This window comes from Streptomyces tatrensis (genome assembly GCF_049310065.1).
Classification (GTDB): domain Bacteria; phylum Actinomycetota; class Actinomycetes; order Streptomycetales; family Streptomycetaceae; genus Streptomyces.
In genome coordinates this window covers 3087053-3105903 of the sequence record NZ_JBMDLB010000011.1, presented here as the reverse complement: position 1 = coordinate 3105903, position 18851 = coordinate 3087053, and the positions used below count along the sequence as shown (strand labels likewise).

Annotated in this window: 16 protein-coding genes; 5 read left to right on the top strand and 11 right to left on the bottom strand. The window is 72.3% G+C overall.

The genetic code is table 11. From position 1 onward, the window contains the following. Window positions 1-9 precede the first annotated feature (9 nt). Both ACODT5_RS29875 and ACODT5_RS29870 read right to left on the bottom strand, forming a co-directional pair. Window positions 10-675: an HNH endonuclease family protein gene (locus ACODT5_RS29875; RefSeq protein ID WP_422522272.1), complete on the bottom strand. Its 666-nt coding sequence runs from the start codon at window positions 673-675 to the stop codon at window positions 10-12. A gap of 480 nt (window positions 676-1155) precedes the next feature. Then, window positions 1156-1362, bottom strand: coding sequence for a hypothetical protein (locus ACODT5_RS29870; RefSeq protein ID WP_422522271.1), 207 nt, complete (start codon window positions 1360-1362; stop codon window positions 1156-1158). A gap of 105 nt (window positions 1363-1467) precedes the next feature. Here ACODT5_RS29870 and ACODT5_RS29865 point away from each other — a divergent pair, with 105 nt between their 5' ends. Continuing rightward, window positions 1468-1920, top strand: coding sequence for a VOC family protein (locus tag ACODT5_RS29865; protein ID WP_422522270.1), 453 nt, complete (start codon window positions 1468-1470; stop codon window positions 1918-1920). 601 nt (window positions 1921-2521) lie between these two features. Here the strand turns inward: ACODT5_RS29865 and ACODT5_RS29860 are convergent. Next, the gene (locus ACODT5_RS29860) at window positions 2522-3205 is read right to left on the bottom strand and encodes an HAD-IA family hydrolase (RefSeq protein WP_422522269.1); all 684 of its coding nucleotides are present in this window, start codon (window positions 3203-3205) and stop codon (window positions 2522-2524) included. Window positions 3206-3338: 133 nt separating this feature from the next. After that, entirely contained in the window at window positions 3339-4940 is a 1602-nt protein-coding gene (locus tag ACODT5_RS29855; protein WP_422522268.1) for a peptidoglycan-binding domain-containing protein, read from the bottom strand. Window positions 4941-5277: 337 nt separating this feature from the next. Between ACODT5_RS29855 and ACODT5_RS29850 the strand changes: the two genes are divergently transcribed. Further along, the gene (locus ACODT5_RS29850) at window positions 5278-7338 is read left to right on the top strand and encodes an MDR family MFS transporter (RefSeq protein ID WP_422522267.1); all 2061 of its coding nucleotides are present in this window, start codon (window positions 5278-5280) and stop codon (window positions 7336-7338) included. Window positions 7339-7384: 46 nt separating this feature from the next. Here the strand turns inward: ACODT5_RS29850 and ACODT5_RS29845 are convergent, their stop codons facing one another. Beyond that, complete coding sequence (locus ACODT5_RS29845; protein ID WP_422525081.1) at window positions 7385-7816, bottom strand: GNAT family N-acetyltransferase; 432 nt, start codon at window positions 7814-7816, stop codon at window positions 7385-7387. 279 nt (window positions 7817-8095) lie between these two features. Between ACODT5_RS29845 and ACODT5_RS29840 the strand changes: the two genes are divergently transcribed. Beyond that, window positions 8096-8491: a nuclear transport factor 2 family protein gene (locus ACODT5_RS29840; RefSeq protein WP_422522266.1), complete on the top strand. Its 396-nt coding sequence runs from the start codon at window positions 8096-8098 to the stop codon at window positions 8489-8491. Window positions 8492-8569: 78 nt separating this feature from the next. Here the strand turns inward: ACODT5_RS29840 and ACODT5_RS29835 are convergent, their stop codons facing one another. Beyond that, a complete protein-coding gene (locus tag ACODT5_RS29835) occupies window positions 8570-8941 on the bottom strand; it encodes an antibiotic biosynthesis monooxygenase family protein (protein ID WP_422522265.1) in 372 nt (123 codons plus the stop codon). Window positions 8942-9165: 224 nt separating this feature from the next. On the opposite strand from ACODT5_RS29835, the gene ACODT5_RS29830 reads away from it, so the two are divergent. After that, complete coding sequence (locus ACODT5_RS29830; RefSeq protein ID WP_422525080.1) at window positions 9166-11106, top strand: bifunctional glycosyltransferase 87/phosphatase PAP2 family protein; 1941 nt, start codon at window positions 9166-9168, stop codon at window positions 11104-11106. Between the two features lie 521 nt (window positions 11107-11627). Here the strand turns inward: ACODT5_RS29830 and ACODT5_RS29825 are convergent. Next, a complete protein-coding gene (locus ACODT5_RS29825) occupies window positions 11628-11978 on the bottom strand; it encodes a DUF6193 family natural product biosynthesis protein (protein ID WP_422522264.1) in 351 nt (116 codons plus the stop codon). 174 nt (window positions 11979-12152) lie between these two features. Further along, a complete protein-coding gene (locus ACODT5_RS29820; RefSeq protein ID WP_422522263.1) occupies window positions 12153-13397 on the bottom strand; it encodes a cytochrome P450 in 1245 nt (414 codons plus the stop codon). A gap of 274 nt (window positions 13398-13671) precedes the next feature. Between ACODT5_RS29820 and ACODT5_RS29815 the strand changes: the two genes are divergently transcribed. Further along, window positions 13672-14841 carry a steroid 3-ketoacyl-CoA thiolase gene (locus ACODT5_RS29815; protein WP_266877343.1) on the top strand — a complete coding sequence of 390 codons (1170 nt, stop codon included), beginning with the start codon at window positions 13672-13674 and terminating at the stop codon, window positions 14839-14841. 169 nt (window positions 14842-15010) lie between these two features. Here the strand turns inward: ACODT5_RS29815 and ACODT5_RS29810 are convergent, their stop codons facing one another. The 3 genes from ACODT5_RS29810 to ACODT5_RS29800 form a co-directional block, all read right to left on the bottom strand. Then, window positions 15011-15415 (bottom strand): aggregation-promoting factor C-terminal-like domain-containing protein, encoded by a 405-nt coding sequence (locus ACODT5_RS29810; protein WP_422517824.1) that lies wholly within the window; start codon window positions 15413-15415, stop codon window positions 15011-15013. A gap of 333 nt (window positions 15416-15748) precedes the next feature. Continuing rightward, a complete protein-coding gene (locus tag ACODT5_RS29805; RefSeq protein ID WP_422522262.1) occupies window positions 15749-16657 on the bottom strand; it encodes an ECF transporter S component in 909 nt (302 codons plus the stop codon). Beyond that, the gene (locus ACODT5_RS29800) at window positions 16654-18849 is read right to left on the bottom strand and encodes an ATP-binding cassette domain-containing protein (protein WP_422522261.1); all 2196 of its coding nucleotides are present in this window, start codon (window positions 18847-18849) and stop codon (window positions 16654-16656) included. The genes ACODT5_RS29805 and ACODT5_RS29800 overlap by 4 nt, the downstream gene beginning before the upstream one ends. Window positions 18850-18851 lie beyond the last annotated feature (2 nt).

The following is an 18851-nucleotide window of genomic DNA, read 5'->3' as shown; positions in this document are numbered from 1 at the left end:
GTGTGGGTGTCAGCAGGCGTTGAGGATGTTGACCAGGGCCGTCTTCTCCGTCGAGTCCATGCTCAGGGCCCAGTACTGCTTGACCCCGACCCACATGCGCGCGTAGGTGCAGCGGTAGGCGGTGCGCGGCGGCAGCCACTTGCCGGGGTCGAGGTCGCCCTTCGCCTGGTTCACGTTGTCGGTGACCGCGATGAGCTGGGGGCGGGTGAGGTCGTTGGCGAACTGCTGGCGCTTGGTGGTGGTCCAGGAGTTGGCGCCGGAACGCCAGGCCTCGGCGAGGGGGACCATGTGGTCGATGTCGACGTCGGAGGCGGCCGTCCAGGTGGCGCCGTCGTACTCGGAGTACCAACTGCCGCTGACGGCGGCGCAGGCGGAGTCCTGGACCACGCCCGAACCGTCGCGCTTGAGGACGGTCTCGCGGGTGTTGCAGGTGCCGGAGACGGTGCTCCAGTGGGGGAAGAGGTCACGGCTGTAACCGGTGGTGGAGCCTTCGGTCTTCGGGGTGACGGTCGCGAGGTAGGAGCGGGCGGCCGCGGCGCTGATGGGGGTGGGGGGCGAGGCGGCGGCGGTGGGGGCGGTGAGGAGGGTGGTCAGGGAGGCCACCGCGAGTATGGAGGCGAGCGTGCCGAGTCGACGCGCGTAGACGGAGGTCGTGGAGGGGTGCTTGGAGGACATGAGGGGCTCCTGGATGGGGGTGAGGGGTGGGGGGTGAGGGCGGGCAGGGGTGATCGGGTGATTGGGTCGACGCGTGCGCTGTGGGGCCTGGCCATGCTGGCCGCGCCGGGTTTCTGGGGGATGGGCGCGAGGTGACAGTCTGAAGGCATGAGCATGTCATGGCGAGGTGGGTGACAGGCCTTGGGGTGGGGGGAGTTGGGGTTCGGGGTGGGGTTGGGTGGGGATGGGGTTAATGTCCTGGCCCTGGTACCGGTTTGAGTCTGCGTACGGTACGGCCCTTGGGCTTTGGGCCCGGCTCTCGTTCCGGTGCCGGTTCGAGCTCCGCTTCCGGCCCGGGCTCCGGCTCCGGTCGCGGTCCTGTGTCCGTTTCGGTGTCGGGACTTGTGGCGGGACTGGGCGTGGTGGCGGGAGCTGGAGCGGCTGCGGACATGGCAACGGCGCCGCGCCCGGTCGTTCCGGGGGCGGCGCCGTGAACTGAGATCAGAGTCCGGTGGTGAAGGGGTTGTTGTGGACCGAACCGGAGCTGTAGGTGGTCCGGTCCTTGCGCAGCTGCTCGGTGCGCTCCAGCTCGATCAGGAGCCCCTCCGCCGTCTCCGAGCGACGGCGCCTTTCCCGGCGCATCACCTTGACGGCGAGGTACAGCCCCACGATCCCCATCAGAGCGAAGAGGACGATCAGTTCGGTCATGACATTTCCCCCGTGGTCACGCTCTCGACCCGCGCATTCCAGTGATCCGGTGCGTCATGGCCGACCGTACCTTCCATTGTCAGACCTCCCTGCGAGGCTGAGTAGATGGAGACCACGCTGCAACTGACCATCGACTGCGCCGATCCGCGGGTGATGGTGACGTTCTGGACCGAAGCGCTGGGTTACGTGCCGGAGCCGGCGCCGGACGGGCATGCGACATGGCGCGCGTACTGGGAGGGCATGGGGGTGCCCGCGGAGGAGCTGCCCGAAGGGGTGGGGGAGGTGCCGGAGTCGATCGTGGATCCGTCCGGGCGGGGGCCCCGGGTGTGGTTCCAGCAGGTTCCGGAGCCCAAGGCCGGCAAGAACCGGGTGCACCTGGATCTGAAGGTCAGCGGTGGGCGCGGGGTTCCGATGGAGCTGCGGACGCGCCGGGTCGACGAAACGGTGGAGCGGCTCACCGGTGCGGGGGCGACTGTGCTGCGCGTGCTGGACGAGTTGGAGACGCACTACGCGGTGGTGCTGCAGGACCCTGAGGGGAACGAGTTCTGCGTCGCTTGAGCCGGCTCGGGACTGCTGGTGTACCGGACAGCCGCAGCGGGCAGTCGGGGACGCCGTGCCGGGTGTAGGTCGGCAACTCGCCGTTGCAGCCGAAGGCGTGGAGCGGCAGGGGATCGGGGTTGAACCATGCCGGGCGGTGGTCCTCCGCCCACGCGGCTGCGGCGTCGACGCGGTTCAGGTGGGCCAGTAGGTACTCGGGGGCGGGCCCGCCACTGAACTGCACGAGGAAGCCCTCGGTGTCTACGGCTCACCAGTCCCACGTGAATCCAGGTCTAGGGTTCCGCAGGATCGTCACCATGCCGCCACCGTGCTTGGGCCTGCGCAGGCGTGGTGGAGATGATCCACAGCGAACGGCCTGGCCCAGGCGGCGGGCGCGCTGGGGCGGGACGCCCGTGTCGGGTCGCCGCGTCAGGTCGCCTGGGGCGGTCCCTGGAAGTGGTCCCCGGGGCTGGTCGTCAGGGCCGGGGTGTCGGGGGTGGCCGTATGTGCGCCGGCCTCGGCGTTTCGGGTTTCGGCGGCCGGGGTTTCCCGTAGGGCGCCGGCGGACCGACCCTGCCGGGTCTGTCCGTCGGGGTCGGGTTGCCCGGTCGCGTCGTCCGGGTCAGGCCGTCTGGACGGTGAGGGTGATGGAGCCGTCGGGGGAGGTGGTGACGGCGACGGCCGTCAGGTCGAGGACGTGGGCGGTGGGGGCGTGGGCGGCGGCGCGGGGGCCGACGCCGATGACCCGCATGCCCGCGGCGCGGCCCGCGGCGATGCCGGCGGCCGAGTCCTCGAAGACGATGCAGTCGGCCGGGTCCACACCGAGGGCGGCGGCGCCCATCAGGAAGCCCTCCGGGTCGGGCTTGCTGGCCTGCACGGACTCGGCGGTGATCCGGACCTCGGGCATCGGCAGGGCGGCGGCCGTCATCCGGGCCGTGGCCAGGGCCGTGTCGGCGGAGGTGACCAGGGCGTGCGGGAGGGTGCTGAGGGCGGCCATGAAGGCGGGAGCGCCGCCGATCGGGACCACGCCGTCGGTGTCGGCGGTCTCGCGAGCGAGCATCACGGCGTTCTCGGCGAGGTTCTCCTCCATCGGGCGGTCCGGGAGGAGGATCGCCATCGTGGCGTAGCCCTGGCGGCCGTGGACCACCTTGAGGGCTTCCTCGGGATCCAGGCCGTGGGCGACGGCCCAGTCGTACCAGCAGCGCTCGACCACCGCGTCCGAGTTGACGATGGTGCCGTCCATGTCCAGGAGCAGGGCCTTGGCGGTCAGGACGGCGGGGGCGGTGGTGGTGCTGCTGGCCGGCATCGGAGGAGCTCCAGACGGGACGGGAAAAGAGAACAAGTGGTTCCGTCCACCGGTCAGGGAGTGAGGACGGAACCACTTTGTTCCTGAACAATACAAAACGAAGAGGGGTGCTCGCCACCGGATCCGGTGTGTTCTATCCCTCCAAGGCGCGGCGGGTCGCCGGACCGTAGACGCCCCACGGGTCCTCGTCGATGCCGTTGTACGCCTGGAACGTCGAGACCGCCGATTCCGTACGGGCGCCGTACCGGCCGTCGTACTTGCCACGGTAGATGCCTTGCGCTGCCAGCAGGCGCTGGAGCTTCTCCACCTCGGGGCCCGAGTCCCCGTACCGCAGGGTCGGCGACGAGGGGGGCCGCGAGGTCGGCGCGGAGCGGCTCGGGGTGGGGGACGGGGTGGCCGAGGGGCTCGGCGAACGGCTCTGGGTGCGGGACGGCGAGGGAGACGGGGAAGCGGACGCTGAGGGGGATGCGGACCGGGAGGGGCTGGGGGTGGGCGACGGGGGCCGGCCGGTGCTCTCGGCGGGGTGCGGCGGGGCGACCTGGGTGAGGCTGCTCAAGGGGGAGGAGGGCTTCGCGTCGAGGAGGGTGGTCTCCGGTGCGCCGGAGTCCGAGAAGGCCTGCAGGACGAGGACGGCCGCGCCGATCACGGTGGCGGCGGCCGCGGTGATGGGGAGTGCGCGGATGCGGCGCCGCGGGGGATCGGAGGGGTGCGGCCCGTCCGCCCCGTCCATCCCGTGCGTTCCGTACCCGTATGCCGGGCCGGCCTGGTCCCACGCCGGGGCCTCGGGCGACCCGTACGAGCCGTGGGGCCCGGGCGTCGCGTACGGCTCGTACGCAGGGATCGGGCGCAGCTGCATCGTTTCTTCGGGTGGGGAGACTACGGGTGTCCCGTACGCGGGAGTCTCGGCCCCGGGCGGCAGTGGCGCGGTGCGGATGGGGTGGGTGGGGCCCGCGTAGGGCGACGCGGTGCCCGCCGGGTCGGTGTAGGGCGGCGGGGTGTTCGACGGGCCGGGGCGTGGCGGCAGGCCGGCCGTTTGGCCCGGGGTGGTCGCGGGGTTCGGGGAGACGGGGCGTGCGGTCGCGTCCGCCGGGTCCGCCGGGTCCGGGTGGGGCTTGGTGGTGTCGGCGGGGCGCGGGCTCGCCGTGGTGCCCGCTCCGTCGGGCGCCGTGGTCCTCGCGGGGCCGGGGTACGGCGACGGGCCGGGCGTCCGGCCCGGGTGCGCCGCGGGATCCCGGGAGTCGGCGGGCGCGGTGGTGCCCGCCTCGTCGGCGTCGGATGGCAGGCCGGCCGTCCGGCTCGGATGCGCCGTGGAGCCGGCCCAGTCGGGGTGCGGCGGAGCGCCCGGGGCGGGGTTCGGTGTGGTGGCCGCCTGGCCGGGGTGATGCGGGGTGGCCGCCTGGCCGGGGTGTTGCAGGGCGCCCGCCGGCCCGGGGCGGTGCGGGGTGCCCTCCGGGGCGGAGTGCTGTGGAGCGGCATCCGACCAGCCTGCCTGTGGGGGTGTTGTGCCCGTCAGGCTGGCGTGTGGCGTGGTGTCCGCCTGGCCTGGGTGTGCCGTGGTGCCCGCCTGGCCGGGGTGATGGGGGGTGCCCGCATGCCCGAGGTGATGCGGGGTGCCCGCCGGGGCGGAGTGCTGTGGAGCGGCATCCGGCCAGGCTGCGTGTGGGGGTGTGGTGCCCGTCTGTCTGGGGCGTGGTGTGGTGCCCGCCTGGTCTGGGTGTGCCGTGGTGGCCGCCACGGCGGGGTGCTGCGGTGTGGCGTCCGACCAGGCTGTGTGCGGGGGTGTTGGGCCCGGCTGGGGCGGGTGGGGCGGCGGGGTTGCCCGGCTCGGGGGTGGGGTGGGGTTCGGGAGGGATACGTAGGGGCGGACGCGCAAGGGCTGGAAGCCTGGTGCGCAGTCGCAGGCCCCTCCTGTTGTGCTGCATTCCGGACATTGCTCGGTGCTCACTCGAATCCCTCCCTGGGCGCTGCCTGCGATTATGCAGACCTCCGGTAACCCGCCCAACCCGCCCGACAGGCCATAACCGGACACACCGCTCAGGATGGAGGAGTCGATCAGGCCTGAGGAGGAGCCGATGGTGCAGGACGTGACCACGGAGCCCGACCCGCGGAAGCGGACATCCGGCCCCAGCGCCGAACACGCCTCACGTGAGGTGCTCGTTTCCATCGGTGCGCTGTTGCTGGGGCTGCTCATCTCTTCGCTCGACCAGACGATCGTGTCGACGGCCCTGCCGACGATCGTCAGCGATCTCGGCGGGATGTCGCACCTGTCGTGGGTGGTCACGGCCTACATGCTCGCCTCGACGGCCGCCACGCCGCTGTGGGGCAAGCTCGGGGACCAGTACGGGCGCAAGAAGCTCTTCCAGTCCGCCATCGTGCTCTTCCTGATCGGGTCCGCCCTGTGCGGCCTGGCGCAGAACATGCCGCAGCTCATCGGCTTCCGCGCGCTGCAGGGACTGGGCGGCGGCGGGCTGATGGTGCTGTCGATGGCGATCGTCGGAGACATCGTCCCGCCGCGCGAACGCGGCAAGTACCAGGGGCTCTTCGGCGCGGTCTTCGGAGCCACCAGCGTGCTGGGTCCGCTGCTGGGCGGGCTGTTCGTGGACCACCTGTCGTGGCGCTGGGTCTTCTACATCAACCTCCCCATCGGTCTCGTCGCCCTCGTCGTCATCGCCGCGAGCCTGAAGATCCCGGTGCGCACCGAGAAGCACACCATCGACTACCTCGGCACCTTCCTCATCGCCTCCGTCGCGACCTGCCTGGTGCTCGTGGCCTCGCTCGGGGGCACGTGGGGCTGGAGCTCCCCGGAGATCATCGGCCTCGCGGTACTCGGCCTGGTCCTGCTGGTCGCCTTCGTCATCGTCGAGCGGCGGGCCGTGGAGCCGGTGCTCCCGCTGAAGCTCTTCCGGATCCGGACCTTCACCCTCTGCTCGCTGATCAGCTTCATCGTCGGCTTCGCGATGTTCGGCGCGATGGTCTACCTGCCGACCTTCCTCCAGGTGGTCCAGGGTGTCTCCCCGACCATGTCGGGCGTCCACATGCTGCCGATGGTGCTCGGACTGCTGATCACCTCCACCGTGTCCGGCCAGATCGTCAGCCGCACCGGACGCTGGAAGGTCTTCCCGATCGCGGGCACGGCACTGACGGCGGTCGGGCTGCTGCTCCTGCACCAGCTGGAGCGCACCAGCTCCACCTGGGAGATGAGCGTCTACTTCTTCGTCTTCGGCGCCGGCCTCGGACTGGTCATGCAGGTGCTCGTCCTGGTGGTGCAGAACTCGGTCAGCTACGCCGACCTCGGTGTCGCCACCTCCGGCGCCACCTTCTTCCGCTCCATCGGCGCCTCCTTCGGCGTCGCCATCTTCGGCACGATCTTCACCAACCGGCTCGACGACAAGCTGGCCAGTGCGCTCAGGGGGGTCCCGCTGCCGCCGGGGCTGGACGTGAACAGGCTGGAGGCCGACCCGCGCGCCATCGGCGCCCTCCCCGCCGTGCTGCGACCGCGCGTGCTCGACGCCTACGCCACCTCCATCACGGACGTCTTCCTCTACGCGGCACCGGTGGTGCTGGTGGCCTTCGTCGTGGCCTGGTTCCTGAAGGAGGACAAGCTGCGCGGTTCGGTGACGGCGCCCGATGTCACCGAGACCCTCGCCTCCAACCCCGTCCAGCGCTCCTCGCGGGATGAGGTCGCCCGCGCCCTGACGGTGCTCGGGACCCTCCAGGGCCGCAAGCACGTCTACGAGAAGATCACCGCGAAGGCCGGCTACGACCTGCTGCCCGCCGCCAGCTGGATGCTGCTGCGGATCAACAAGTACGGAACCGTCGATCCGGCCGTGCTGGCGGAGAAGACCATGGTGCCGTTGCGGGCCATCACGGACGCGGGCCGCCAGATCGAGGAGCGGGGGCTGGCCGTCCGGGAGGGGCTGCCGCTGGTCCTGACGGAGAAGGGGCGCGAGAGCGCGCTGAAGCTGTCCGCCGCACGGGAGGAGTCGCTCGCCGAACTGCTCGGCGACTGGTGGACCGCGGACCGGCCGACCGACCTGTCCGAGCTGGTCGCGGAGATCAACTCGGAGCTCTGCGGTTCCGTCGACGAGGAGCCCTACGAGACCTTGCCCCGCCGGGACCACTCCGCCAGATGAGCCGCCCCCGCGAGGTGACCGGTCAGGCCAGGCGCGGTCAGACCGGTCAGACCAGGCGCTTCTCGAACCAGTGCTCGGCGTAGGGACCGGAGCTGTACGCGGGTATCTCCGCGTACCCGTGCCGCGCGTACAACGCGCGGGCCTCCACCAGGTCGGACCGGGTGTCCAGCCGGACCCGCTCGGCGCCCAGCGCGCGGCCCGCGTCCTCCAGCACCCGGAGCAGGGCCGCCCCGCCGCCGGTGCCGCGGGCGCGCGGGTCCACGTACACCCGGGTGAGCTCGGCGGTGACGGGGTCCAGGAGGCGTATGCCTCCGCAGGCGAGGGGCCGGCCGTCGAGCCTGCCGACCACGAACCGGCCCGTCGGCGCCGTGAGCTCGTCGTCCGGGAAGTCCAGGAGGCCCTGGTCGATCTCGGCCTCGGTGACGGACCGCCGCCAGTACCGGCCGGCGACCTCCGCGTAGTACGCGCGGCGCAGCAGCGTGGCGTCCGGGGTGTGGAACGGCTCGGCGGAAACCTGCCAGGTCCCGCACGAGGGCGAGGGCGAGGACGAGGACGAGGACGAGGACGAGGACGTGGGTGACGAAGTGGGCGAGGAAGCGGGTGCGGTTGTGGTCGTCGGAGTGGTCGAAGTGGGCGTCTCTCTGCTGGTCATGACGTCATTGTGGAGCGGTTCCCGGCCGCCCGCGCTGGAATATCCACAGGGTCGGGCCGATGATAGGAAAAAGGGCAAACCGTTCACACGAAGGGCGTGACCGTCATGTCGGAGCATCCTGACTGTGCCCTGATCCGCCGCGGCTACGAGGCTTTCGGCCAGGGCGACATGGAGAAGCTGAGCACGATGATGACGGCCGACGTCATCCAGCACATGCCCGGGAGCGGCCCCCTCTCGGGTCACCACAAGGGGCGGGAAGCCGTCTTCGACCTCTACCGCCGGCTCGGCGAGGAGACGAACGGCACATTCAATGTGCATCTGGACAAATTGCTCGCCGACGGCCGCGGCCACGTCATGAGTTTCCACACGACGCGCGCAGACCGCGGCGACCGCGGGATCGAGATCCATGAGGGGATCTTCTTCACGATCGTCGCGGGGAAGATCAGCGACCTCGACGTCTGCACCGAGGACATCGAGGAGGCCGACGCCTTCTGGGCCTGAGAGGACCGGGCGGGACCGACGGGGAGCCCGAGGAAAGCGAGAAGGGCCCGGAGCCGCGGCTCCGGGCCCTTCCGACGCTCAGCCCTGCTTCGGCGCCGCCTGCTGCACGACCTCGAACGACCACACCGACGAGCCCGTGGCAGCGGGCTTCGGCCGCTCCGCAGCGCCCTCCGAGCCCTCTCCGCCGGCCGGACCGCCACCCGGGCGCCCCGCGCCGCCGCCCTGGTGGGCCGCCTTCATGGGCCCGTCCATCCACGCCTGGAAGTCCTCCTCGGAACGCCACCGCGTGTACACGAGATACTGGTCCGTGCCCTCGACGGGACGCAGCAGCTCGAACCATTCGAAGCCGTCCGAGCTCTCCACGGAGCCCGCACGGGAGGCGAACCGCTGCTCCAGAACCTCCCGCTGTTCGTCCGGGACGGTGAGGGCGTTGATCTTCACGATGCTCATGCCCGCCATCCTAGGTATCGCGCGGGGGATATCGTCGTGCGGGTAAATGAAGCACGCGGTATGAAACGCGGTACGAAACGCGGCAGCCAGGCGAAGTCAGGGTTGCGGTCAACAGGGCGGGAGGCCGGCGAGGCGTGGCTAACGCGGCGGAGCACAGTGGTGCGAACGGACATGCCGGGGTCATAGGCGGTAGCGGCAGCGGCAGGCTCGGGGCGGCACGCCTCATGCTGTGGGCGCTGGCCTTGCTGCTCGCCGTCAGGCAGGCCGCGGTCGTGCTGCGCGTGCCACCGGGCGAGTGGCTCAGCGGCTTCCACCTGCCGGGCAGTCTCCCGGGCTCGCTCTACACGAGCGGCCAGTTCACCGGGACCCCTTTCGCGGGGCTGGTCCTCAAGCCCCTCCTGGGGCTCGCGGCGCCCTCCCTGGAGGTGGCCTGGACCTGCGTGACGCTGCTGCTCGTGGCCGCCGTCGGGCTGGTCGCCGCGCGCGCCCTGCCCGACCCCGTGCCGCGGCGCACCGCGCTGCTCGCCGCGCCCGTGCTGGTCGCGCTGATGATGGTGTCGCTGCCCGTCCGCGAAGCCGCCCTGCCCGGGCAGACCGCCGTACTGCCGGTGCTGCTGGTGCTCCTCGCCGTGTTCCGGGTCCCGAGCGAGCGCCCCTCCGGGTTCCTGCTCGGCCTGGCCGCGGCCCTGCAGCCCGCGCTGCTGCTCTTCGCGCCACTGCTGTGGCTGTCCGGACGCAGGGCCACCGCGCGCACCGCCGCCGTGACCTTCGCCGGAGCCACCGCCCTGTCCTGGGCGGCCCTGCCCAGCGACGCGTGGACGTACTGGGTCCAGCACCTGGCCGGCACCGGCCTCGGCGGCGAACCCGGCAGCATCGCCAACCAGTCCGTGCACGGGGCCCTGCTGCGCCTGGGCCTCTCCGGCCCCGGCGAGATCCTCCTCTACGCCGCCCTCGCGGCCCCGATCGTCTGGATCGGCCTGCGCCGCGCCGCCCGCTACGCCCGCGACGGCCAGCTGCTGCTCGCCGTCGCGATCACCGGCTGCGTGGCCGTCGCCGTGTCCCCGACCGGCTGGCGCCACCAGATGCTGTGGGTGCTGCTCGCGGTCGCCGGCAAGGTCGGCAAGCGGGCCGCCGACCGGCCGGTGTGGCCGGTGGCCGTGGTCCTCGCCATGACCCTGCCGAGCGACGTGCTGCTGCCCAACCTGGTCGCGCTGGCCCCCGTACGGGACAACGTGCTGCTGCTCGCGGCCCTCGCGGCGGCCTGCGCCGTGCCGTTCCTGCCGCGCTCCTCCCCGTACTGGCGCGAGCCGGTCCCCACCGCCTACGGGCGGCCCGCGCCCGCGCGGTGGTCGCGGGTGCCGCTGCTGCCGTTCTGGCGGCGCGTGCTGTCGCGCCCGAACCTGCTGCTGGAACTGCTCCTGATACGGGTCGGGTACTCGCTCTACTCGCACATCCGGGCCGCCGCGCCCACCAGTCGCACCCTCGCCGAGGGCAACGGCAGCCAGATCCACGGGATCGAGAAGGCGCTCGGCATCGACATCGAGCACGCGGTGAACCACGCGGTGGTGAACACGCCCTGGCTGGAGGCGTTCTTCAACTTCTACTACACCTCCTTCCACTTCGTGGTCCCGCTGGCGATACTGGCCGTCCTGTACTGGCGCCGGCCCAAGGACTACCGGTGGGCGCGGGCCTCGCTGGGGCTGGCGACCGTGCTGGCGCTCATAGGCTTCTGGCTGTATCCGCTCGCGCCGCCGCGGCTGATGCCCGGCATGGGCTACGTCGACACCGTGCACGGGGTGCAGGACCTGGCGAACCCGAGCTACGGGGCCATGACCGCGATCTCCAACCAGTACGCGGCGATGCCCTCGCTGCACTTCGGCTGGTCGCTGTGGTGCGGGATCGTGATCGTGATGATCGCGCCGAAGGGGTGGCAGAAGCTGCTGGGTGCGCTGCACCCGACGATCACGGTGTGCGCGATCGTGGCGACGGCCAACCACTGGGTGCTCGACGCGGTCGGCGGGGCGATCGTCGTCGTGGCCGGGTTCGGACTCGTCTACGTGCTGTCGGGGCCCCGGGGCGATGCGGTGCCGGCCGGGGTGGCCGTGCCGAGGCCGCGGCAGCCGGAGCGGGTCGGGGCGGGGTCCGCGGAGCGGACTCGGGCCTAGCGGGCTTGCCGCCTGTGCGGCGACGACGAAGGGGTGCCGGGGCGGTGTAGCAGCCCGCCTCGGCACCCCTTCGCGATGGATCGCCGCGTTCTGTCAGGATCCGCCCGCGGGGCGGCTTGCGCCACTCGGGGCGCGTGCGGTGGCGGTGGGCCCTGCGGGGCTGTCCCCTACCCACCCTGCGCCCGTTCCCCGGGGCTGCGCCCCGGACCCGCCCCGGGCTGCGCCCGTTCCCCGGGGCTGCGCCCCGGACCCGCCCCGGGCTGCGCCCGTTCCCCGGGGCTGCGCCCCGGACCCGCCCCGGGCTGCGCCCGTTCCCCGGGGCTGCGCCCCGAACGGCTTGGGCTGCGCCCGGACCAGCCTCGGGATGTGCCCCGGACCCGCCCGGGGCTGCGCCCGTTCCCCCGGGGCTGCGCCCCGAACGGCTTGGGCTGCGCCCCGAACAGCTTGGGGCTGCGCCCCGGGCCTGCCTCGGGGTTGCGTGGGCATGGCTTGGGCTGCGCCCCGGCTCCGAGGCGCGTGGGTTATGCCGTCGGTAGGTGGGCGATCACGAGGGCTATGGCTGCGGTTGCCGTGTCCGCTTCGCCCAGGACCGTGGTCTGGCGGGGGCCGCGGACGCGGAAGCGGCCGTCGGGGAGGGGTTCTACGGCCGGGGCGGTCACGGCGAAGGGGTGGCCGGCGGAGGCGCTGAACCACAGGGTGAAGTGGCTGGTGTAGGGGTATAGGCGACGGAGCTCCGGCTCCTCGCGGGCGGCCTCGATGAGGGCCAGGACCCCCTGGCTCATGGGCTCGGAACCGCCGTCGAGATCGACCATCCGCTGCCACGTAGTGGGCAGGCGCTGCCACCGTCTCGCGCTGGGGTCCTCAAGGTTCATCCGGGCAGTCTGGGGTCCGGTCCGGTGCCAAGGCAATGATCTCGCAGGTGGCGAGACGGTAACGACCGGCGACCCGCCGGTAACAAGGGACAGGGACGGCAGCCGAGGGACGGCAGGGGCCGGGCGTGGGAGGTGGGGCCCCTGCCGTCCTGGATCACGGGTCAGTGATGGCCGTCAGCCGTGGCTGACCCGCAGTTCCTTGATGCCGTTCAGCCAGGCCGCGCGCAGCCGGCGCGGGCCCTCCCCGACGAGGCGCAGGTCGGGCAGGGCGTCGGCCAGGGCGTTGAACATCAGGTCGATCTCCATGATGGCCAGCGACTTGCCGAGGCAGAAGTGCGGGCCGCCGCCGCCGAAGCCCAGGTGCGGGTTCGGGTCGCGGGTGATGTCGAAGACGCCGGGGTTCTCGAAGACCTCGGGGTCGTGGTTGGCCGAGGAGTAGAACATGCCGACGCGGTCGCCCGCCTTGATCTTCTGCCCGCCCAGTTCGGTGTCCTGGGTCGCGGTGCGCTGGAAGGACACCACGGGGGTGGCCCAGCGGACGATCTCCTCGGCGGCGGTCGAGGGCCGGGTCGCCTTGTACAGCTCCCACTGCTCGGGGTGGGTCAGGAAGGCGTGCATGCCGTGGCTGATCGCGTTGCGGGTGGTCTCGTTGCCGGCCACGGCGAGGAGGAGCACGAAGAAGCCGAACTCGTCGGAGCCCAGGTTGCCCTGGCCTTCGGCGGCCACCAGCTGCGTGACGATGTCCTTGGCCGGGCACTCCTTGCGCTCGGCGGCCAGGTTCATCGAGTAGCCGATGATCTCCGCCGCGGCGTTGCCGCCGACCTCGGCGGTGATCGCGTACTCCGGGTCGTCGTACGCGATCATCTTGTTCGACCAGTCGAAGATCCGCGACCGGTCCTCCTGCGGTACGCCGATCAGCTCGGCGATGGCCTGCAGCGGGAGCTCGCACGCCACTTGGGTGACGAAGTCGAAGCTGCCGTCGGCCGAGGTTTCGAGGGCTTCCGCGACGATCTTGCGGGCCCGGTCGCGCAGGGCGTCCTCCAGCCCGCGGATGGCCCGCGGGGTGAAGCCGCGCTGCACGATCTGGCGTACGCGGGTGTGTTCCGGCGGATCCATGTTCAACATGATCAGTCGCTGGGCATCTATCGCATCGCGCTGGATGTGCTCGTTGAAGCGGATGATCGCCGTGTTCGTCGTCGAGGAGAACAACTCCGGGTGCGTGGAGATGTACTTGACGTCCGCGTGCCGGGTGACGGCCCAGTACCCCTCGTCGTCGAAGCCGGTGATGCCCCGCGGCTGCGGGCACCACCACACGGGTGCGGTCTGCCGCAGTTCCGCGAACTCCGGGTAGGGGACCCGGTCTTGGAGTACGTCCGGGTCGGTGGCATCGAAGCCTTCGGGCAGTGCGGGGCAGGTCATCGGGCGGCTCCAAAGTCTGACGGCCCATCAGAAGTTGGCTTGAAGGTAGTAACGAGTTCTAGAAGTGACAAGGGGCCCCGCGCCAACTGTTGCGTGTGGAATCCGTGTAAGCCGCGTGCAAGACCCTTGCGTACCGGGTGTTCTGGTCATAAGACTGCGGGGAGAACTAGAACGCGTACTAGTTCGGGTGGGGCGCCGGGACGGCCCGCCCGTCGCTGAGGCGCGCTAGCCGATGCGCGCTGTGCGCTACGCAGGAGCAGGAGAGGACGAGCTCATGGCCGCGGAACCCGTCATCGTCGAAGCCGTACGCACCCCCATCGGCAAGCGCGGGGGCGCGCTCGCCAATCTTCACCCCGCCTACCTTCTCGGCGAGACCTACCGCGAGCTCCTCGCCCGCACCGGCATCCAGCCCGACTGCGTCGAGCAGATCGTCGGCGGCACCGTCACCCACGCCGGCGAGCAGTCGATGAACCCGGCCCGCAACGCCTGGCTGGCCATGGGCCTCCCGTACGAGACCGCCGCGACCACCGTGGACTGTCAGTGCGGCAGCTCCCAGCAGGCCAACCACATGGTCGCCAACATGATCTCCGGCGGGGTCATGGACATCGGCATCGCCTGCGGGGTCGAGGCCATGAGCCGCGTGCCGCTGGGGTCGGGATCGAAGCACGGGCCCGGCAAGCCCTTCCCGGACGAGTGGAACGTCGATCTCCCCAACCAGTTCGAGGCCGCCGAGCGCATCGCCCGTCACCGGGGCCTGACCCGCGAGGACGTGGACAAGCTCGGGGTCCTGTCCCAGCAGCGGGCCGCCGCCGCGTGGGCCGAGGAGCGTTTCAAGCGCGAGACCTTCGCCGTGCAGGTGCCCACCACGGAGGCCGAGCAGGCCGCGGGGCAAGGCATGTGGCGGCTGGTCGACCGGGACGAGGGCCTGCGCGACACCTCCATGGAGGCGCTCGCCCGCCTCAAGCCGGTCATGCCGACCGCCGTGCACACTGCCGGGAACTCCTCGCAGATATCCGACGGCGCCGCCGCCGTGATGTGGGCCTCGCGCAAGATGGCCCGCGCGCTCAAGCTGCGGCCGCGCGCCCGCATCGTCGCCCAGACGCTGGTCGGCTCCGACCCGCACTTCCACCTCGACGGGCCGATCGACGCGACGCGGGCCGTGCTGGGCAAGGCCGGCATGTCCCTCAAGGACATCGACCTCGTCGAGATCAACGAGGCCTTCGCCTCCGTCGTCCTCAGCTGGGCCCAGGTCTTCGACCAGGACCTGGAGAAGGTCAACGTCAACGGCGGCGGCATCGCGCTCGGCCACCCCGTCGGCGCGACCGGAGCCCGGCTGATCACCACCGCGCTGCACGAGCTGGAGCGCCGGGACAAGGAGTTCGCGCTGATCACCATGTGCGCGGGCGGCGCGCTGGCGACCGGCACCATCATCCAGCGGCTGTAGCACCTGCTGCGCCGCCTTTGGACCCTGTGGGATGGGATCGCGAAGGCCCCGGAGGCCGGACCTGGGGAGGTCGGCCGCCGGGGCCTTCGCATGCGGTGCTGCGGTGCTGCGGTGCTGCGGTGCTGTGCGGGTGCTGGCCGTTCTGGTTTTGCCTGCTGCCGCTGGTGGTTTAGTACCAGTGGTGGTTCTGCCAGAACGTCCAGGCGCCGGCGGGGCTGCCGTAGCGGGAGTTCATGTAGTCCAGGCCCCACTTGATCTGCGTGGCCGGGTTCGTCTTCCAGTCCGAGCCCGCCGAGGCCATCTTCGAGGCCGGCAGGGCCTGGACCAGGCCGTAGGCGCCCGAGGAAGCGTTCGTGGCGGTGTGGTTCCAGCCGCTCTCGCGGGACACGATGTTGTTGAACGCCGCGAACTGCGCCGGGTCCTTGATCATCTGCTGGGCGATCGCCTTGGCACTCATCGGGGCGGCCTGCGCGGGAACGGCGGCCAGCATGGAGCCGGCGACACCCAGGGCGAGGACGGAACCCACGAGGGTCTTCTTCGAAGCGGCGATGCGGCGGATGACGGCGTTGGACACGGACGGACCTTTCGACGGGGGCAAGGACAGTCGCAGACGTGCACGAGCCACTCACGTGGAAGGGAGGGGTTCATCGGCGGGAGCGGAAGACCCGGAGGTCTCCGTCCGCCTTGCGACTCATCCAGTTCTACGGGGGTAGAGCGCGCCTGGCAACGACCCCTCTTACTAGTGGTCCTCGCAGCCGGGGTGCAACGGCCCCTCTTGGGGCGGGTGGGCATCGCCGCTGGTGGGGGGCTGTGCGCGGGGGTGGGTGCGGGCCGTTCGAGGACTACTATCCCGGGTCGTATGTGACCTAGGTCCTGTGGGGCGGGTCACCGGCGGACGGCCCGGATCTCACCCTCCGTGGCTGTCCGTACGCCTTCCAGGGGAAGGTTTGGGTGGATTTGCGCCCCCCGGATCGAAGGCCACAGGCGCGTCGAACGCCGCTTTCCGGGTCGCCCGCCGCAACGCCCTCAGCAGGGTCCCGCCGAGCGTGAGGGTCAGTACGACGGTCAGCGCGGCCCGGCCCAGGTCCCAGCCCATCGAGGTCACCAGGCAGTACGCGAGGAAGCGCGCGAGGTTCGCCGGGACGGGGTCCCCGGGGTGGAAGGAGATGCCCTGGCCCATGCCCTGCAGGATCACCCAGCCCTGGAGGTTCATGATCGTGCCGTACGCGAACGAGCCGAGGAACCCGTACAGCGCGAGCATCGCCAGCTCGGCCCGCCCCCGGATCCGGTCCGGACCCGGCAGCAGCCCGGCGCCCAGCGAGAACCAGCCCATGGCCAGCATCTGGAACGGCATCCACGGCCCGACACCACCCGTGAGCAGGGCCGACGCGAACATCGTGACCGCGCCCAGGACGAAGCCGAAGCCCGGGCCGAGGACCCGGCCGCTCAGCACCATCAGGAAGAACATGGGCTCCAGGCCACCCGTACCGGCGCCGAGCGGGCGCAGCACGGCCCCCACCGCGGCCAGTACGCCGAGCATGGCGACGGCCTTGGCGTCCATCCCGTCGTCGGAGATGGTCGCGACGACCACACCGACCAGGAGCGGGAGCAGGGCCGCGAAGAGCCAGGGGGCGTCCTGGGCATGGGCGAAGCCGGACTGGCGGTCGGCGAGGAGCGGCCAGCCGAAGCCGGCGAGACCGATGAGGGTGACGAGGGCCAGGGCGGTGGCGGCGCGGGGGCCGATGCGGAGGGGGCGGGAACGGCGGCGGACGGCCGGGGCGGCGGGGCGGCTCGCGGCCGGGGTGGGGGTGCTCATGAGCCGGCCTGCGCGGAGAGGGCCGCCTCGACCTGGGAGACCGTGAGCCAGTGGCCCGGGGCCAGGATCTTGGCCACCTGTGGGGCGAAGGCGGGGGAGGAGACGACGACCTCGGCGGTCGGGCCGTCCGCGACGATCTCGCCGCCGGCCAGGATCACCACGCGGTGGGCCAGCTCGGCGGCGAGCTCCACGTCGTGGGTGGCCAGGACGATGGCGTGGCCGTCGGCGGCGAGCCCGCGCAGGATCTCCACGAGGCGGGCCTTGGCGGCGTAGTCCAGCCCGCGGGTCGGCTCGTCGAGGAGCAGCAGGGCCGGGCGGCCGGTCAGGACCAGCGCCAGGGCGAGGGCCAGGCGCTGGCCCTCGGAGAGGTCGCGCGGGTGGGTGTCGTCGGGGACGTCGGGCAGGAGCGCGGCGACGAGGGCACGGCAGGTGCCGGGCGCCTGGCCGGCGTCGTGGTCGGCGGCGGTGCACTCGGCTGCGACGGTGTCCGCGTAGAGGAGGTCGCGGGGCTCCTGGGGGACGAGGCCGACGCGGGTCACCATCTCGGGGGGCGGTGTGAGGTGGGGGGTGCGGCCGCTGACCGTCACCTGGCCGGTGGTGGGCTCCAGGGTGCCGATGAGGGTGGCGAGGAGGGTGGACTTTCCCGCGCCGTTGCGGCCCATCAGGGCGATGGTCTCGCCCCTCGACACGGTGAGGGTGATGTCGCGGAGGACTTCGGCGCGGCCGCGGCGGAGGGAGACGGCCTTGATCGTGGCCGGGGTGGGTGCCGGTGCCCCGGTGGGGTCGGTGGGGTCGGTGGGGGCGGCCGGGGCCGGCTGGGGGGTGCGGAGGCCGCGGCGGCGCAGCCGGGCGAGCAGGCCGGGGCGGGGGCCCTGCGGGCGGCCGTCCCCTACCCACCCTTCGCCCGTTCCCCGGGGCTCCGTCCCGGACCCCTTGCGGGGCTGCGCCCCGGACCCCGCCGGAGGCTGCGCCCCGGACCCCTTGCGGGGCTGCGCCCCGGACCCCGCCGGAGGCTGCGCCCCGGACCCCGCCGAGGGCTGCGCCCCGGACCCCGCCGGAGGCTGCGCCCCGGACCCCGCCGAGGGCTGCGCCCCGGACCCCGCCGAGGGCTGCGCCCCGGACCCCGCCGAGGGCTGCGCCCCGGACCCCGCCGGGGGCTGCGCCCCGGACCCCGCCGGGGGCTGCGCCCCGGACCCCGCCGAGGGCTGCGCCCCGGACCCCGCCGGGGGCTGCGCCCCGGCACTGGCGTGGGGCTGCGGCCCGGATTCGGTACCGGATCCCGTACCGGGCGCGGCTTCGGGCTGCGGGCCGGTACCGGGCTCCGGCTGCGCCTTGGGCTCCGGCTGCGTTTCCCGGGCCGTCAGGGTCGGGGGTGTCGTGGTCAGGAGGGTGCGGAGGGGGGTGGCTTGGCGGCGGGCGTCGCGGATGGAGAGGGGGAGGGGGGACCAGGACGCGAGGCGGCCCAGGGCTACCACCGGGGGGTGGACCGGGGAGATGGCCATGATGGCGGAGGGGGTGCCCAGGACGGCGGGTGCGCCCGGGGAGGGGAGGAGGAGGACGCGGTCGGCGTACTGGACGACCCGCTCCAGGCGGTGCTCCGCCAACAGGACGGTCGTGCCCAGGTCGTGGACCAGGCGTTGCAGGACGGCCAGGACCTCCTCCGCCGCCGCCGGGTCGAGAGCCGATGTCGGCTCGTCCAGGACCAGGACCTTCGGGTGCGGGGTCAGGACGGAACCGATCGCCACCCGCTGCTGCTGGCCACCGGACAGGGTGGCGATGGGGCGGTCGCGGAGGTCGTTCAGGCCGAGGAGGTCGAGGGTCTCCTCGACGCGGCGGCGCATGACGGAGGGCGGCAGGCCCAGGGACTCCATGCCGTAGGCGAGCTCGTCCTCGACGACGTCCGTCACGAAGTGGGCCAGCGGGTCCTGGCCGACCGTGCCGACCACGTCCGCGAGCTCCCGCGGCGCGTGCGTGCGCGTATCGCGGCCGGCGACCGTGACCCGGCCCTTGAGGGTGCCCCCGGTGAAGTGCGGGACCAGACCCGAGACCGCGCCGAGGAGGGTGGACTTGCCGACGCCGGAGGGGCCGACCAGGAGGGTCAGCTCGCCTTCCGGGAGTTCGAAATCGGCGTGGGAGAGGGAGGGGGCGGCCGCACCCTCGTACGTCACCGATACGTCTTCGAAACGGATCACGG

Excerpts from the sequence above, each read along its gene's own strand:
- ACODT5_RS29860 (WP_422522269.1), bottom strand. The coding sequence starts at position 3,205 with ATGCCGGCCAGCAGCACCACCACCGCCCCCGCCGTCCTGACCGCCAAG.
- ACODT5_RS29825 (WP_422522264.1), bottom strand. The coding sequence starts at position 11,978 with ATGAACCTTGAGGACCCCAGCGCGAGACGGTGGCAGCGCCTGCCCACT.
- ACODT5_RS29865 (WP_422522270.1), top strand. The coding sequence starts at position 1,468 with ATGGAGACCACGCTGCAACTGACCATCGACTGCGCCGATCCGCGGGTG.
- ACODT5_RS29870 (WP_422522271.1), bottom strand. The coding sequence starts at position 1,362 with ATGACCGAACTGATCGTCCTCTTCGCTCTGATGGGGATCGTGGGGCTG.
- ACODT5_RS29815 (WP_266877343.1), top strand. The coding sequence starts at position 13,672 with ATGGCCGCGGAACCCGTCATCGTCGAAGCCGTACGCACCCCCATCGGC.
- ACODT5_RS29820 (WP_422522263.1), bottom strand. The coding sequence starts at position 13,397 with ATGACCTGCCCCGCACTGCCCGAAGGCTTCGATGCCACCGACCCGGAC.
- ACODT5_RS29840 (WP_422522266.1), top strand. The coding sequence starts at position 8,096 with ATGTCGGAGCATCCTGACTGTGCCCTGATCCGCCGCGGCTACGAGGCT.
- ACODT5_RS29875 (WP_422522272.1), bottom strand. The coding sequence starts at position 675 with ATGTCCTCCAAGCACCCCTCCACGACCTCCGTCTACGCGCGTCGACTC.
- ACODT5_RS29830 (WP_422525080.1), top strand. The coding sequence starts at position 9,166 with ATGCTGTGGGCGCTGGCCTTGCTGCTCGCCGTCAGGCAGGCCGCGGTC.
- ACODT5_RS29835 (WP_422522265.1), bottom strand. The coding sequence starts at position 8,941 with ATGAGCATCGTGAAGATCAACGCCCTCACCGTCCCGGACGAACAGCGG.
- ACODT5_RS29805 (WP_422522262.1), bottom strand. The coding sequence starts at position 16,657 with ATGAGCACCCCCACCCCGGCCGCGAGCCGCCCCGCCGCCCCGGCCGTC.
- ACODT5_RS29850 (WP_422522267.1), top strand. The coding sequence starts at position 5,278 with ATGGTGCAGGACGTGACCACGGAGCCCGACCCGCGGAAGCGGACATCC.